The sequence below is a fragment of the Buttiauxella sp. JUb87 genome (assembly GCF_004361975.1).
Taxonomy (GTDB): Bacteria; Pseudomonadota; Gammaproteobacteria; order Enterobacterales; family Enterobacteriaceae; genus Buttiauxella; species Buttiauxella ferragutiae.
Genome location: NZ_SNVY01000004.1, coordinates 156960 through 171111 on the forward strand (window position 1 = coordinate 156960; position 14152 = coordinate 171111).

At 50.0% G+C, this 14152-nt stretch carries 14 protein-coding genes; 3 read left to right on the top strand and 11 right to left on the bottom strand.

Going from position 1 to position 14152, the window contains the following annotated elements; translation table 11 throughout:
- Positions 1-207: 207 nt before the first annotated feature.
- Positions 208-840, top strand: coding sequence for a TetR/AcrR family transcriptional regulator (locus tag EC843_RS16620; RefSeq protein ID WP_121813853.1), 633 nt, complete (start codon positions 208-210; stop codon positions 838-840).
- Between the two features lie 52 nt (positions 841-892).
- Here EC843_RS16620 and EC843_RS16625 read toward each other — a convergent pair whose 3' ends face one another.
- Positions 893-1786, bottom strand: coding sequence for a siderophore-interacting protein (locus EC843_RS16625; RefSeq protein ID WP_133522654.1), 894 nt, complete (start codon positions 1784-1786; stop codon positions 893-895).
- A 193-nt stretch (positions 1787-1979) separates the two neighbouring features.
- On the opposite strand from EC843_RS16625, the gene iutA reads away from it, so the two are divergent.
- Positions 1980-4169 carry a ferric aerobactin receptor IutA gene (iutA, locus tag EC843_RS16630; protein WP_064547996.1) on the top strand — a complete coding sequence of 730 codons (2190 nt, stop codon included), beginning with the start codon at positions 1980-1982 and terminating at the stop codon, positions 4167-4169.
- A 120-nt stretch (positions 4170-4289) separates the two neighbouring features.
- A complete protein-coding gene (locus tag EC843_RS16635; protein WP_133522655.1) occupies positions 4290-5318 on the top strand; it encodes a Gfo/Idh/MocA family oxidoreductase in 1029 nt (342 codons plus the stop codon).
- Between the two features lie 87 nt (positions 5319-5405).
- On the opposite strand, the gene EC843_RS16640 is transcribed toward EC843_RS16635, so the two are convergent.
- The 10 genes from EC843_RS16640 to EC843_RS16685 form a co-directional block, all read right to left on the bottom strand.
- The gene (locus EC843_RS16640) at positions 5406-5942 is read right to left on the bottom strand and encodes a glycine zipper 2TM domain-containing protein (protein WP_133522656.1); all 537 of its coding nucleotides are present in this window, start codon (positions 5940-5942) and stop codon (positions 5406-5408) included.
- A gap of 176 nt (positions 5943-6118) precedes the next feature.
- Positions 6119-7423, bottom strand: a complete 1305-nt coding sequence (locus tag EC843_RS16645) for an NAD(P)/FAD-dependent oxidoreductase (RefSeq protein ID WP_133522657.1) — start codon at positions 7421-7423, stop codon at positions 6119-6121.
- Between the two features lie 226 nt (positions 7424-7649).
- Entirely contained in the window at positions 7650-8192 is a 543-nt protein-coding gene (gene ycfP / locus EC843_RS16650) for an alpha/beta hydrolase YcfP (RefSeq protein WP_064547789.1), read from the bottom strand.
- Positions 8193-8234: 42 nt separating this feature from the next.
- Positions 8235-9260, bottom strand: coding sequence for a beta-N-acetylhexosaminidase (gene nagZ / locus EC843_RS16655; RefSeq protein ID WP_133522658.1), 1026 nt, complete (start codon positions 9258-9260; stop codon positions 8235-8237).
- A 15-nt stretch (positions 9261-9275) separates the two neighbouring features.
- The gene (thiK, locus tag EC843_RS16660) at positions 9276-10106 is read right to left on the bottom strand and encodes a thiamine kinase (RefSeq protein WP_133522659.1); all 831 of its coding nucleotides are present in this window, start codon (positions 10104-10106) and stop codon (positions 9276-9278) included.
- Positions 10084-10680 carry a penicillin-binding protein activator LpoB gene (lpoB, locus tag EC843_RS16665; RefSeq protein ID WP_232886550.1) on the bottom strand — a complete coding sequence of 199 codons (597 nt, stop codon included), beginning with the start codon at positions 10678-10680 and terminating at the stop codon, positions 10084-10086. Before lpoB ends, thiK begins: the two co-directional genes overlap by 23 nt.
- A gap of 55 nt (positions 10681-10735) precedes the next feature.
- Complete coding sequence (locus EC843_RS16670) at positions 10736-11110, bottom strand: DUF1425 domain-containing protein (protein WP_064547798.1); 375 nt, start codon at positions 11108-11110, stop codon at positions 10736-10738.
- Positions 11111-11114: 4 nt separating this feature from the next.
- The gene (gene hinT / locus EC843_RS16675; RefSeq protein ID WP_064547800.1) at positions 11115-11471 is read right to left on the bottom strand and encodes a purine nucleoside phosphoramidase; all 357 of its coding nucleotides are present in this window, start codon (positions 11469-11471) and stop codon (positions 11115-11117) included.
- Positions 11472-11620: 149 nt separating this feature from the next.
- Positions 11621-13054 carry a PTS glucose transporter subunit IIBC gene (gene ptsG / locus EC843_RS16680; RefSeq protein ID WP_064547802.1) on the bottom strand — a complete coding sequence of 478 codons (1434 nt, stop codon included), beginning with the start codon at positions 13052-13054 and terminating at the stop codon, positions 11621-11623.
- A gap of 300 nt (positions 13055-13354) precedes the next feature.
- A complete protein-coding gene (locus EC843_RS16685; protein ID WP_064547804.1) occupies positions 13355-14149 on the bottom strand; it encodes a metal-dependent hydrolase in 795 nt (264 codons plus the stop codon).
- Between the last annotated feature and the right edge of the window lie 3 nt (positions 14150-14152).

Below are 14152 nucleotides of genomic sequence, written 5' to 3' on the forward strand. Positions count from 1 at the left end.
ATTTACTTAACGATCGATAGGTAAATCATAAACGTGATCTTCATCACACGTCAAATTATTTTTATAACGCTCGTTAATTATTTTATAAACATACTATTTTTCATTACGATAGGATTAATTTATTTTTATCCTAAATGCCTATAGCTACTGAGTGTTATTATTTTTATAATGATCGTTCATTAAACAGACAAAGGTTAAACGGCACATATGTCATCTGATATAAGTTGCATCAAAAAAAGCCGTGGCCGTCCGAAGGTGTTTGACAGGGAAGCAGCACTCGACAAGGCCATGGCTTTGTTCTGGCAACACGGCTACGAAGCCACTTCTATGGCGCATTTAGTGGAAGCTACCGGCGCGAAAGCCCCGACGCTGTACGCCGAATTCACCAATAAAGAGGGGTTATTTCGCGCCGTGCTGGATCGTTATATCGCCCGTTTTGCGCAAAAACACGAAGCGTGTTTATTCTGCGAAGAACGCAGTCTCGAAGAGGCTCTGGAAGATTATCTGTCTCATGTTGCGAAACTTTTCACCGACAAAGACACACCTGCGGGCTGCTTTATCATCTGTACTTCATCAGTGCTGGCGACCTCTTCGGATGATATTTCAGCCGTGATCAAAGCCCGCCATGCCATGCAGGAAGAAACGCTGATACGTTTTCTGAGCAAACGCCAGGCAAGAGGCGAGATTCCGTCTGAAAGCTGTGTCCGAAAACTGGCGAAGTATCTGTGTTGTATCGTTCAGGGGATGTCAGTCAGTGCGCGTGAAAATGCCAGTTATGAAGAGCTGTTGCAGATAGTGAATACCACGATGCGGCTGCTGCCAGAATTGAAGAAAGTTTAAACTGCGCAAAGGCGGATAACGCAAACTTATCCGCCTTAGCTAAAACACTGCTTTACCGTTGCCGCCCTTTACTCCAGTAAGCCATAAAGTTGATAGCATCATGGTTCACGCCACATTCTCCTATCAAATATCGCCGCAGCATTTTCACCACCGTCGACTCTGCCGCAACCCAGCCATAAAACGTATTGCTGGCGGTCGTGGCTTTATCCCACAGTAATTCACCTTCGGCTTCCTCATTGACCGTTTCAGCAACGCCCGCCGTTTTAGGCAGTTGTGCGTCGGCTCTGACTGCTTTTAGCAAGCACTCCCCGTGTCTCGCGTTAGAGGTTTTACGCGGCAACCAGTGAATGCTGGCAAAGCTATATGCGCTTAAATCCACACAATCGCCCTGCTCTGGCACCTCGAAAAATGCCTGTATTTGTGGTGGATTTGGCTGCGTCGCCAGCAGTTCAAGAATGCCTCGTGCCGCAGGCAATGCGGTTTCATCGGCAATAATCAGTGCCTGACGCAGGCCCTGAGGCGGCGTCCATTCATATCCACCACTGTCACCAGAATAAGCAGCATTCGGGGCGACAATTTGTATTTTGTCGCCAGCTTCAGCGGCAATCGCCCACGCAGAAGCCGGGCCTTCGGTACCATGGCTGACGAATTCAACCGTCACTTCCTGGCGCGCAGCATCGACGTGGCGCAAGGTATAAGTGCGCACAATCGGCCGCTTCTCTTTGGGCAATTCTTGCAGTAGCTGATACCACTGTGCTTGCTCTGGCAACGTTGGGATTGAACCGTCCTCTGACGGAAAAAGCATTTTGATGCGCTGATCGGGTGCATCACATTTCATGTTTGCAATGTCCGGACCGCCAAACACCAGGCTCAACAACGAAGGTGAAACTTGTGATTTATGCACTAGCTGCACATTAAACAATCGATAGCCTTGCCCCCCTGCCATTTCGACTCCTCTGCCGTCTCCGGCTACATCCACAAAAAGTAAACCACAGAAATCATGTGATTATTCATGAGATTAATTTGAGAAATACTATCAATTGAGATTGATAATGAGAACCGTTATCGGCAAAATCCAGCTCGTTCTTATTTCAAAACATTTATAAATGTTAATATTTTCCATCTAAGGAATGATGATGATGCATAAAAACGCGCGCTGGGTGCTTAACCCGTTGCTTCTGGCGATGATGGCTCCGGCTGTCGCGCAGCAAACTTCCGAAGAAAACATTCTGGTTTCTGCCAACCGTACACACCGTACTGTGGCTGAAATGGCACAGACCACCTGGGTCATAGAAGGCGCTGAGCTTGAACAGCAGATTCAGGGAGGAAAGGAGCTGAAAGACGCACTTGCACAGTTAATTCCCGGTCTGGATGTCAGCAGCCAAAGCCGCACCAACTACGGCATGAATATGCGTGGCCGCTCTATCGTGGTGTTAGTGGATGGCGTGCGCATGAACTCGTCCCGTACCGATAGCCGCCAGCTAGATTCCATTGACCCGTTTAACATCGAGCATATTGAAGTGATCTCCGGTGCGACATCACTGTATGGCGGCGGCAGTACCGGCGGCTTGATTAATATCGTGACGAAGAAAGGCCAGCCTGAAACACAGCTGGAATTTGAAAGCGGGATTAAATCAGGTTTCAACAGTAGCAAAGATCACGACGAGCGCGTCGCAGGCGCGATTTCTGGCGGTAACGATCATGCATCAGGGCGTTTATCGGTGGCGTATCAAAAATTTGGTGGCTGGTATGACGGCAACGGCGACCAAACCCTGCTCGACAATACACAGACCGGTTTGCAGTATTCTGACCGTCTGGATGTCATGGGTACGGGCACATTAAATATTGATGAAACCCAACAGCTGCAACTGGTGACACAGTATTACAAAAGCCAGGGTGATGATGATTACGGCCTGGATTTAGGGAATAATTTCTCGGCGGTAACCGGCAATGGCAAGGCGTATGTCAGTGACCAGCTTAATTCAGACCGTATTCCTGGCACCGAGCGCCATCTCATTAGCCTGCAATATTCCAACAGCGATTTCCTCGGGCAGGAATTGGTGGGGCAGATTTATTATCGCGATGAGTCCCTGACGTTCTATCCGTTCCCGACGCTGACACGTAACACAGTCACCAGTTTCTCCGCCTCGCAACAAGATACCGATCAGTACGGTGCGAAACTGGCAATGACCAGCCAACCGCTCGACGGCTGGCAGATTACCTATGGTGTGGACGCCGATCACGAGAGCTTTACCTCGAACCAAATGTTCTTTGATTTAGCAAAAGCGAACGCCTCAGGTGGCCTGAATAACCAAAGCATTTACACCACCGGTCGCTACCCTGGCTACACCATTACTAACCTCGCGCCGTTCTTGCAAACCAGCTATGACATCAACGACCTGTTTACCGTAAGCGGCGGTGTGCGCTACCAGTGGACCGAGAATAAAGTTGATGACTTTGTTGGGTTTACTCAGCAGCAAGGTATTGCGAACGGTATCGCAAAATCGGCCGATGCCATCCCTGGTGGCAGCACCGATTACGACAACGCGTTATTCAATGCTGGCTTACTGATGCACATTACCGAGCGCCAACAAGCGTGGTTCAACTTCTCGCAAGGCGTTGAATTGCCTGATCCTGGCAAATATTACGGCAACGGGACTTACCGCCTGGTTAATGGCCATTACCAGCTCGTGAACAGCGTTAACGTTGGGCAGTCAAAACTTCAGGGCATTAAGGTCGATTCTTATGAGTTAGGCTGGCGCTATACCGGTGATAGCCTGCGCAGCCAGATTGCGGCGTATTACTCGTTGTCCGACAAATCTATCGCCATCAACCGTGCAGATATGACCATCAATGTTCAGGATGATAAGCGTCGTATTTACGGTGTTGAAGGTGCGGTGGATTACTTCATTCCGGATTCAACCTGGAGCACCGGGATTAACTTCAACGTGCTGAAATCCGAAACCAAAGTTGACGGAAAATGGCAGAAATGGGACGTGATTTACGCCAGCCCATCGAAAGCCACCGCCTACGTTGGCTGGGCGCCAGATCCATGGAGCCTGCGTGTTCAAAGCCAGCAGACGTTTGATTTGACTGATGCCAGCGACAATAAAATCAACGGTTACAACACTATCGACTTTATTGGTAGCTATGCGTTACCCGTGGGTAAACTCAGCTTCAGCATCGAAAACTTACTGGATAAAGATTACACCACCGTATGGGGCCAGCGCGCACCACTGCTGTATAGCCCAACTTACGGCAGCCCATCGCTGTATGAATACAAGGGCCGTGGACGCACTTACGGTGTGAACTACTCTCTGCTGTTCTAAGGTGGTTTCTACAGGCCGGTCAAAAACCGGTCTGTTTTTACGCCCACAAACAAATTGGTACTCGACCCGAAATCGATAGTCATTTAAAACATAGGGACTCTAATTATAGGTACTATGAATATGTTGGCAGGTATCATTGGTTTAGGTTCGGTCATCGAAACCGCTTATCTTCCGGCTTTACGCCGTATGTCCCTTCCCGCTCTCGAACTTTATGGTTATGACGCTGACCCAGCGCGCCAGCTTGAGGGAATTAGCCGTTGTGATTCGCTTGATACGCTGCTGGCTAAACCGCTCGACGTGGTGCTAATCACCACTTCTTCGCTTCATCATTTACCCGTGCTCGAAAGGGTTTTGCAAAGCCGTGTTCCCGCAATCGTCGTTGAAAAGCCGGTTGCCGCCACGCTCACGCAACTTAAGAAACTCGAAACATTACTCGAGCAACCGCAAGCTGCCGCTCGTGTTCTGGCGCTGGATCACTGGATGATTCGCACTCAAGCTAGCGACTGCATTCACAACATCAGTGAAATAAGCCGCATCGAAGGTTTTTTGCAGGAACCCAGTGGGTTTAATGCCGCTGGTGAGCCTGCCGCGTTGAATTTTGCCACCGGTGAGGCGGATACCCGCCAGCTACGTCATCCTGACGGCGTGATTGTTGATATCGGCACGCATGTCCTCGCCATGATGCGCGAAACACTCTATCAGTTAGGTGGTAACCATCGGTTAGAGATTGAGTTGAGCTACGCACGTGACCGTCTGGGAAATGAGATTGCAGCAAGCGATTTTACCACCGCAGAAGGTGAAGCCCTGCTGACCGGCACCCTCAGCGATATTCCGTTCACTCTCCATCTTAATAAATATGCTGGCCCTGCGGGTGGGCAAAAAGGCATGCGTATCTATCTGCATGATGGGCGAGTCATCAATATCGACCGTGAAGGCCAGAATGAAGTGATTGAACGGACGACTGAGCACGAAACCAGGCGTCAAACCCTTGCAGGGCCGTTATATGACCGTTGTTTACATGACGTTGTGTTTGGTGAGAACAGGCTGTTTTTACGCTTACCCGAGGAGATCCCTGCTTACACTCAGCGACGGATAGCCGAAGTGACGGCGCTGCTGGAATTACAGCAGCAGTTACGTGGCCGCCATTAACAAAAAACCCATCTTTGCAGATGGGTTTACATTTTTTGGTGGATGACGCTATCGCTTATCCACCCTATGATACCGGCATGTTATCGGTTAGATTTTAGTCAAAACCAACTGGCCATTGTTATCCAGCGGGATCTGGTTGCCAGGGTCTTTATCCATGCGGATTTTCCCTTGCTGATCGCCGATGCGGTATGTGACGTCATAACCGAGCATTTTTTCTGACTTCTCGTACACGGTTTTACATTTTTGCTGTGTCGTGGTGTAGGTGTCGCGGTCCTGCATATTGCCTTGCACCTGGTTACCTGCGTAACCCCCACCTAATGCGCCCACCACTGTGGCAACATCTTTACCGCGTCCGCCGCCAAACTGATGACCAATCACGCCACCGGCAACCGCACCCAGTGCTGAACCGATGATACGGTTTTCATCTTGTACCGGTCGGCGATGAGTCACCGCGACGTTCTGGCACTCTTTACGTGGCGTTTTTACCGTTTCCTTAATAGGTGTCGCTGACACCACCTGTGCGAACTGAGGACCACGGTCGAAAACGTTCATGCTGGCAACCGCCGCCACACCCAGTGCTGCGGCCACACCGATACCTATACCCGCTAACATTGATTTATTCACAGGACATCCTCCTGACTTTGCTATTGCTTACAATTTTGCAACCAGAGTAGGACCAGGCAAATCAGACAACGGATGAAAAACGCAGATTCTTACGGAGAAAACAGCTGTTTGAGAGAATTCCTAAGCAAGAAAAACCCGACGCGTGGTCGGGTTTGAATTTCATGCTGGCCAGACGATTAGTGCAGTTTCAGACGCGGACGGATCACGCGGTTGATGCTACCCACCAGCATCATCAGGCCGGTTTTGAAGTAACCATGAAGTGCAACCTGGTGCATACGGTACAGCGAGATATAGACGAAACGCGCCATGCGCCCTTCTACCATCATCGAGCCACGCATCAGGTTACCCATCAGGCTGCCAACGGTGGAAAACTTAGACAGCGACACCAGCGAACCGTGGTCTTTATAGATGTAAGATTTCAGAGGCTTATCTTTCATCTGCGCAAGAATGTTGGTTAAAACCAGTGACGCCATCTGGTGCGCCGCTTGCGCACGTGGCGGCACAAAGCCACCTTCAGGGCGCGCACATGAAGCACAGTCGCCAATCGCGTAAATATCAGGGTCACGCGTGGTTTGCAGCGTAGGCTCAGTCACTAACTGATTGATACGGTTAGTTTCAAGGCCACCGATATCTTTCATAAAGTCTGGTGCTTTAATCCCTGCCGCCCAGACCATCAAATCCGCTGCGATGTATTCGCCGTCTTTGGTATTCAGGCCGCCCGCGTCTGCGGAAGTCACCATGGTTTGCGTCAGAACACGCACGCCCAGTTTGGTCAGCTCGCTGTGTGCCGCCGCAGAAATACGTGGCGGCAATGCAGGCAGAATTCGTTCACCGGCTTCGACCAGCGTTACGTTTAGCGCTTCGTTAGTCAGGCCTTTATAACCGTAACTGTGCAGTTGTTTCACCGCGTTATGCAGCTCAGCAGACAGCTCAACCCCCGTCGCCCCACCGCCAACAATAGCGATGTTAACTTTGCCGCTGGCACCGAGGTTTGCAGAATACTTGAGGAACAGATTCAGCATTTCGGAATGGAAACGGCGCGCCTGATGCGGGTTATCGAGGAAGATACAGTTGTCTTTAACGCCTGGGGTGTTGAAGTCGTTGGAGGTACTACCCAACGCTATCACCAGCGTGTCATAAGGAATTTTACGTTCAGGGACCAGCAGCTCGCCTTTGTCGTCACGCAGTTCTGCGAGCGTCAGAGTTTTGCTTTCGCGGTTAATGTCGACCACGGAACCGAGCTGGAACTGGAAATGATGGTTACGAGCATGTGCCAGATAGCTCAGCGCGTCTACACCTTCGTCCAGTGAACCGGTTGCCACTTCGTGCAGCAGCGGTTTCCATAAATGGCTGTGGTTACGGTCGATAAGCGTAACCTTAGCTTTTTTACCACGACCCAGTTTTTTACCTAACTGAGTGGCCAGTTCAAGTCCGCCAGCACCACCACCGACAATGACAATCTTTCTTAATGGCGTAGTCAAAGTGACCCCCTTAAAATATTAACCAATTGTTAATTAAAGGTTATGTAAATAACATTTAATTAACAACAAGTTAGCTAAACAAACTCACGAATATGACCAAAGAATAACATGGATGGTGTATTGGTCATACCAAAATTGATGTGCGTCAAATTTTTATGCCGAAAAGATAAACAAAAAGGGCCAGCACCTGGCTGACCCTTTCACTTTTTGCTTATTTAGCCCGCGGCTAGCCGAGAGTCTTGAACGCTTTAATCCGCTGCAAATGTGGTGAGATATTTTTGAATTTATGGGTCTGTTCCTGATCCCATACGATCTCATAGTAATGGTGCAGCAGTTCTGCGGCTCGTGCGTTATCCAGCGCTTCGTCATTACGCGACAAAATGGCCAGGCAACGGTCACGGTTTTTCTCGCGGAAATTCTGCACGCACTTGGTGGCAATATCGGTGTATTCCTCAGGACGGTCGATTTTCCCTTCCATATTCTCTTGCGGGAACAGATTTGGGTTAAAAATCACCTGGCGAATATCACACAAGAAACCAATACGCTCGGCCCAGAAACCGCCAAGCCCGACACCGCAAATCAGTGGCCGCTCATCGACACTGAGTTGCAACATTTTGTCTACTTCTTTGAGCAGATGCTGCATATCGTGTTTCGGATGCCGCGTGCTGTAACTGATAAGGCGGACGTCCGGATCGATAAACTGGAGTTGCAGCACCTTTTCATGGTTACCAGGACTATTAGAGTCGAAACCGTGTAAATAGATAATCATTGCATCCTCACCACACGAATTCAGGCCATTTGGCCTGATGAGTTAAAGACCCGCCTTGTGGGCTTCCCACTGCTCATGCAGCGCCTCAAGTTGCTGGTTTGCTTGCTTCCAGCGCGCTGACGACATCAGCTCCTGGCGGGTAAATGAACCTTTATGATACAAACCTGTAACACGCTCTGCTTTGACCGGAGACAGGTTATCTAACACGCTAACCGCACCATTACGATTATTGCAGACCAGGATCATATCGCAACCTGCATCCAAAGAAGCTTGCCCGCGTTCAGCGTAGCTCCCCATGATGGCAGCGCCTTCCATCGATAAATCATCCGAGAAAATAACGCCATTAAAGCCCAGTTCACCACGCAAAACGGTTTTCAGCCAGTGCGGAGAACCACTCGCCGGAAGCGGATCGACGTCGGTATAGATAACGTGCGCCGGCATAATGGCGTCGAGTTTGTTATCAGTAATCAGAGTGCGGAAAATCTGCATGTCGTGTTCACGGATCAGCGCTTCATCACGCGGGTCACGCGGGGTTTCTTTATGGGAATCAGCCGTTACCGCACCGTGGCCTGGGAAATGTTTACCGGTGGTTTTCATACCTGCGGCGTGCATGCCGTCGATAAAGCGAGTCGCCATCGCCAGCGCTTTACGCGGTTCTTCATGGTAGGAACGCTCGCCGATGGCGGCACTGATATGGCCGATATCCAATACTGGCGCGAAACTGATGTCGATATCCATGGCAATCATTTCGCTGGCCATCAACCAGCCAGCTTCTTGTGCCAGTTTCCCACCCAACTCCAGGCCATGTATTGCGGCAAAAGATTGTGCTGCTGGCAAACGGGTAAAGCCTTCACGGAAACGTTGAACTCGCCCACCTTCCTGGTCAACCGCAACCACCAGACGATTGTGAGAAGCTTCACGGATTTGACGAACCAGCTCACGGAGTTGCTCAGGATCGTGATAGTTGCGGGTAAAAATAATCAGCCCACCGACCAGTGGGTGCTTTAGAATTTCACGCTCTTCGGCATCCAGCTCAAAGCCTGCCACATCTAACATTACCGGACCCACATCAACCTCTCTTAATTAATCAAACGCTCGCAGACGGCACCATGCTTCGTCTGCAAGGGTTATAAATGTTCTGTCTTGCGTTTGTTGCCAGCGGCATTCATACCAGGATGCCATCAGCAAAATAACCCACGGTTGCCAGCGGCTGACCTGTCGGCGTAATTTATCCACCTGAATATGGTTCAATTGAGCATAAGCGCGAACCAAAGACTCGCCATCAATATTATTGGCCGCAATAATAGCCGCCAGCTCCAGCGCCACATCCCCATCACCGGCGTATTCCCAGTCGATGAGTTTGATACTTTGCGCCTGATGCACCAGGTTACCGGCATGAATATCCATATGCAGCGCAGCAAGGCGCAGCGGTTTTGGCTCGCCCTGCTTGTTCATCTTTTTAAGCCAACGCAACCAGGCCAGGCTTCTTCGCTCAGGCCCGGCCATTTGCCAATAGTGTTCCAGTAAAGGCAACAAATTGATTCGCCAGCCGAAACAAGGTTGATGATGTAAATCATACAGTAAGGAATTGAGCGAATGCAGTGAGGGCAGTTCCGATTTTACCTCCCCAGCCAGCCATTCGACGATTAACCAGCCATTCGCGAAGCAAACTGGACGTGACCCGATTCCTTGCGATATTCGAGTTAACGCCCGATATTGCCGGGCGAGAGAAACACCCGGCATCGGGGTTTCAAGCTGTTGTCGCGCGACATACTCCCGCGTGCCAATGGTGAAATGCAGGCTCCCGCCGCTCAATCCTTCAAGAGGAGAAAAGCAACCGGCGGCCTGAGCCGCCGGAAGATACTTTTCAATCACACTTTGCAGTGTCGAATTATTGGGTTTGTTGAACAGCACTGCTGCCTGACCAAATAATTTCGCCGGTCTGTACCAGCATCAACTGCATTTTCAGCGTTGGTGCATTCACGTTGCCACTGGCATTGCTATACAGCACATATTGCGCACCAACGTTACGGGCAATACCAATCGCTTTAGTACGAGAACCCAGGCTGTCTTGTGGCGATAACCCGAGTTGTTGTTTTGCCAGCGAAAGCTGTTGTGGCGACACAAGGGTAAATTTGCCGTTGTTTGCCAACGCACCGTGCAGCGCTTCGGTCGCTTTACCAGTTTGCAGCGAACCATTGGTGTGATTGTTCACGCTATCCACCAGCAGAACGCCGCCGGCTGTCACGCCATCGGCTTGTAACATTTTGCCAACCATCGGCTGCATCGCGCTGCCCCAATCGTAGCTACGAACTTTAGGTGTGGCAGGAATAGTCGGCTGTGGCTGTTCAATTGGGCCTGGCTGAGTTGGCACAGTCGGCACCGTTGGAACAGTCGGTGGCGGTTCAACTGGCTGCTGCGGAACTGGCTTCACTTCTTCCACAGGAGCAGGAGCTTCACCACGGTTAATACACCCGGATAAAATCATCGCCGCGGCGATAATTACCAGGTAACGATGGATTCCCTTAATCAAAATTCACCCCTTATAAAGAGAGAGATAGACGAACTTGACGTGCGTCTGGATAACTGGCTATGGATGACACCGAAACGCTAGATTTTGCAGGTATCGTAATCGTGCGCGGCTGCTCGAGAGGATGAATTTCCAGCCCTTTGTCGTCATACCAATAAAAACGATAGCTGATGATGACTGGTTTAGACTGCTCATTATACAACTGGCTACGTGAAACAGTGGCACCGCTATCACTTGAAATATCAGGTTTTTCAGCACTAATCCCCGCCGCAAGCACCGAGGTTTCCATCACCAGCGTTTGATCATCGCTGACAGGAATCGCGGGTTTGGAACTGCATCCCACCATAAAAATGATGGCCAGTAGCGTTAACAGCGAGTTCGCTTTCATCAATTTATCCTTTATGCGCCAGCATCGGCCCAAGCACACGGCCACCCAGCAGGTGCATGTGAATGTGGTAAACCTCCTGTCCACCATGGCGATTGCAGTTCATGATCAGACGATAGCCGTCTTCTGCAATCCCTTCTTGTTCAGCAATTTTTGCTGCTGCGATCAACATGCGCCCTAGTGCCAGTTCATGCTCAGTAGTTACGTCGTTAACCGTTGGGATCAGCACATTAGGAATGATAAGGATGTGGGTTGGAGCCTGTGGCGATATGTCACGGAATGCAGTGACTAACTCATCTTGATAAACGATATCAGCCGGAATTTCCCGGCGGATAATTTTACTGAAAATGGTTTCTTCGGCCATGACGTTACCTTTTATTCATGTGTGGCGAACTTTATGTGACATAGCCCAAGAGTATGAGCGAGTTACACCTACTCTTTCAACCTTAACCTGTGAATTGTAGACGTAAAAAAGGGAGGCCAATGGCCTCCCTCAGTCTCCCCAACTTCTTATTAGCTGTTACGGATCCACTCATCCATTTCAGTTTTCAGGTTATCGGATTTAGTACCGAAGATTGCCTGAACACCTGAACCAGCTACAACTACACCTGCTGCACCCAATTTCTTCAGGCCAGCCTGGTCGACTTTAGAAATGTCGGCCACGCTAACACGCAGACGGGTAATACACGCATCCAGGTTAGTGATGTTTTCTTTACCGCCGAAAGCGCTAACCAGAGCTGGTGCCATTTCGCTTGTGGAAGTGGTAGTCGTCTCAGATGTTGCGTCTTCACGACCTGGAGTTTTCAGGTCAAGCGCTTTAATCAGCACACGGAACACGGTGTAGTAAATCGCCGCGTAGCACAGGCCAACAATTGGGAACAACCACAATTTGCTGCTGTTACCGCTCAGCACGATGAAGTCAATCAGACCGTGAGAGAAGGAAGTCCCGTCACGCATACCCAGAAGGATACAGATTGGGAATGCCAGGCCTGCCAACACCGCGTGGATGATGTACAGGATTGGAGCAACGAACATGAAGGAGAACTCGATTGGCTCGGTAATACCGGTCAGGAACGAGGTCAACGCAGCGGAGATCATGATACCGCCGACTTTTGCACGGTTCTCAGGTTTAGCTGAGTGCCAGATTGCGATAGCCGCAGCAGGCAGACCGTACATTTTAAACAGGAAGCCACCAGACAGTTTGCCCGCAGTTGGGTCACCTGCCATGTAACGTGGGATATCGCCGTGGAAGACCTGACCTGCAGCGTTGGTGTATTCACCAATTTGCATCTGGAATGGAACGTTCCAGATGTGGTGCAGACCGAATGGTACCAGGCAGCGCTCTACGAAACCGTAGATGCCGAATGCCACAACCGGGTTCTGGTAAGCAGCCCACTGAGAGAAGGTCTGAATAGCCGTACCGATTGGAGGCCAGATGAAGGACAGCACAACACCCATGAAGATCGCAGCCAGACCGGAGATGATCGGTACGAAACGTTTACCCGCGAAGAAGCCCAGGTATTCTGGCAACTTGATGCGGTAGAAACGGTTAAACATGTAGGCTGCAATGGCACCAGAGATGATACCGCCCAGAACACCGGTATCAGCCAGGTGTTTTGCCGCGATCTCTTCAGCAGGAATATGCAGAACCAAAGGTGCAACAACCGCCATGGTCTTAACCATGATGCCGTATGCAACCACAGAGGCTAATGCAGAAACGCCATCGTTATTCGTGAAGCCTAATGCCACACCGATAGCAAAAATCAGCGGCATATTGGCGAATACTGAACCGCCCGCTTCCGCCATTACATGAGAAACGACTGCTGGCAGCCAGCTGAAGTTTGCAGAACCGACGCCCAGCAGGATACCTGCGATTGGCAGTACGGATACTGGCAGCATCAGCGATTTACCCACCTTTTGCAGGTTAGCAAATGCATTCTTAAACATATTGAGAGTGCTCCTGAGTATTTGTGCTTTTTTTACGCGTTATGCGCATCGGACTGGGGGGAGATCCGGTCCATATACAGGCATCTTAAGTGCCCTTTGATTTATTACGCAGAGTAAAATAAATCGAAGATTTTTTGTTTGACGGCTATCACGTTTCTCTAAAAGCCATATGAAAAACTTTCATTAATTTACAAAACACGTTTCTAAACGTTACAAAAAGAGTCTGCACCACCTTTTTTGGGGTGGTGCACTGTACTCGCTTCGATCATTAATTACGAGCTTTAAAATAACTTAGACTTATCAAACGGATTGCAGGCGGGAGTCAGGAATATGGAACAAAGTGGCGAAGTTTTTTGTCGTCACAACGGCCAATTCCTCAAGTGAAACACCTTTCAGTACCGCCATATATTCCGCCACATCACGCGTCATTGCCGGTTGGTTTTCCTTACCACGATGCGGCACCGGAGCAAGATAAGGTGAGTCGGTTTCCACCAGTATGCGATCCAGTGGCACATAGCGCGCCGCTTCCCTGAGTTGTTCGGCATTGCGGAAAGTCACAATACCGGAGAAAGAGATGTAAAAACCCATATCGAGCAATTTTGCAGCAGTTTCTCTGTCTTCTGTAAAACAGTGTAGTACCCCACCGCAGTCTGTCACTTTCTCTTCATGCAGAATGGCCAGGGTATCGGCGCGTGCATCTCGGGTATGAACAATCACCGGTTTGTTAAGTTCACGACCAATCTGGATATGATGGCGGAAAGATTCCTGCTGGCGGGGTTTGGTTTCCGGGGTATAGAAGTAATCTAATCCCGTTTCCCCCAGCGCGACGACGCCAGGATCGGCGGCCAGGCGGCGAAGTTCCTCGACGTCATATTCTTCGTCCTGATTCAGCGGGTGTACACCGCATGAATAAGCGACATTCTGACGCTCACCAACTAATTGGCGCATATTGCGATAACCGTCGAGCGTAGTGGCAACCGCAAGGCAGAATTTCACATCACGTGCCGCCGCTTTTTCCAGGACGTCATCGACGCTTTTATGCAGGGATTGATAATCCAGGCCATCAAGATGGCAATGTGAGTCAACCAGGAACATACA

Bases quoted from the DNA above. Each gene is read 5' to 3' on its own strand.
- iutA (WP_064547996.1), top strand. From the start codon at position 1,980: ATGCATAAAAACGCGCGCTGGGTGCTTAACCCGTTGCTTCTGGCGATG.
- EC843_RS16670 (WP_064547798.1), bottom strand. From the start codon at position 11,110: ATGAAAGCGAACTCGCTGTTAACGCTACTGGCCATCATTTTTATGGTG.
- EC843_RS16620 (WP_121813853.1), top strand. From the start codon at position 208: ATGTCATCTGATATAAGTTGCATCAAAAAAAGCCGTGGCCGTCCGAAG.
- EC843_RS16685 (WP_064547804.1), bottom strand. From the start codon at position 14,149: ATGTTCCTGGTTGACTCACATTGCCATCTTGATGGCCTGGATTATCAA.
- hinT (WP_064547800.1), bottom strand. From the start codon at position 11,471: ATGGCCGAAGAAACCATTTTCAGTAAAATTATCCGCCGGGAAATTCCG.
- ycfP (WP_064547789.1), bottom strand. From the start codon at position 8,192: ATGATTATCTATTTACACGGTTTCGACTCTAATAGTCCTGGTAACCAT.
- EC843_RS16625 (WP_133522654.1), bottom strand. From the start codon at position 1,786: ATGGCAGGGGGGCAAGGCTATCGATTGTTTAATGTGCAGCTAGTGCAT.
- EC843_RS16635 (WP_133522655.1), top strand. From the start codon at position 4,290: ATGTTGGCAGGTATCATTGGTTTAGGTTCGGTCATCGAAACCGCTTAT.
- ptsG (WP_064547802.1), bottom strand. From the start codon at position 13,054: ATGTTTAAGAATGCATTTGCTAACCTGCAAAAGGTGGGTAAATCGCTG.
- lpoB (WP_232886550.1), bottom strand. From the start codon at position 10,680: ATGATTTTATCCGGGTGTATTAACCGTGGTGAAGCTCCTGCTCCTGTG.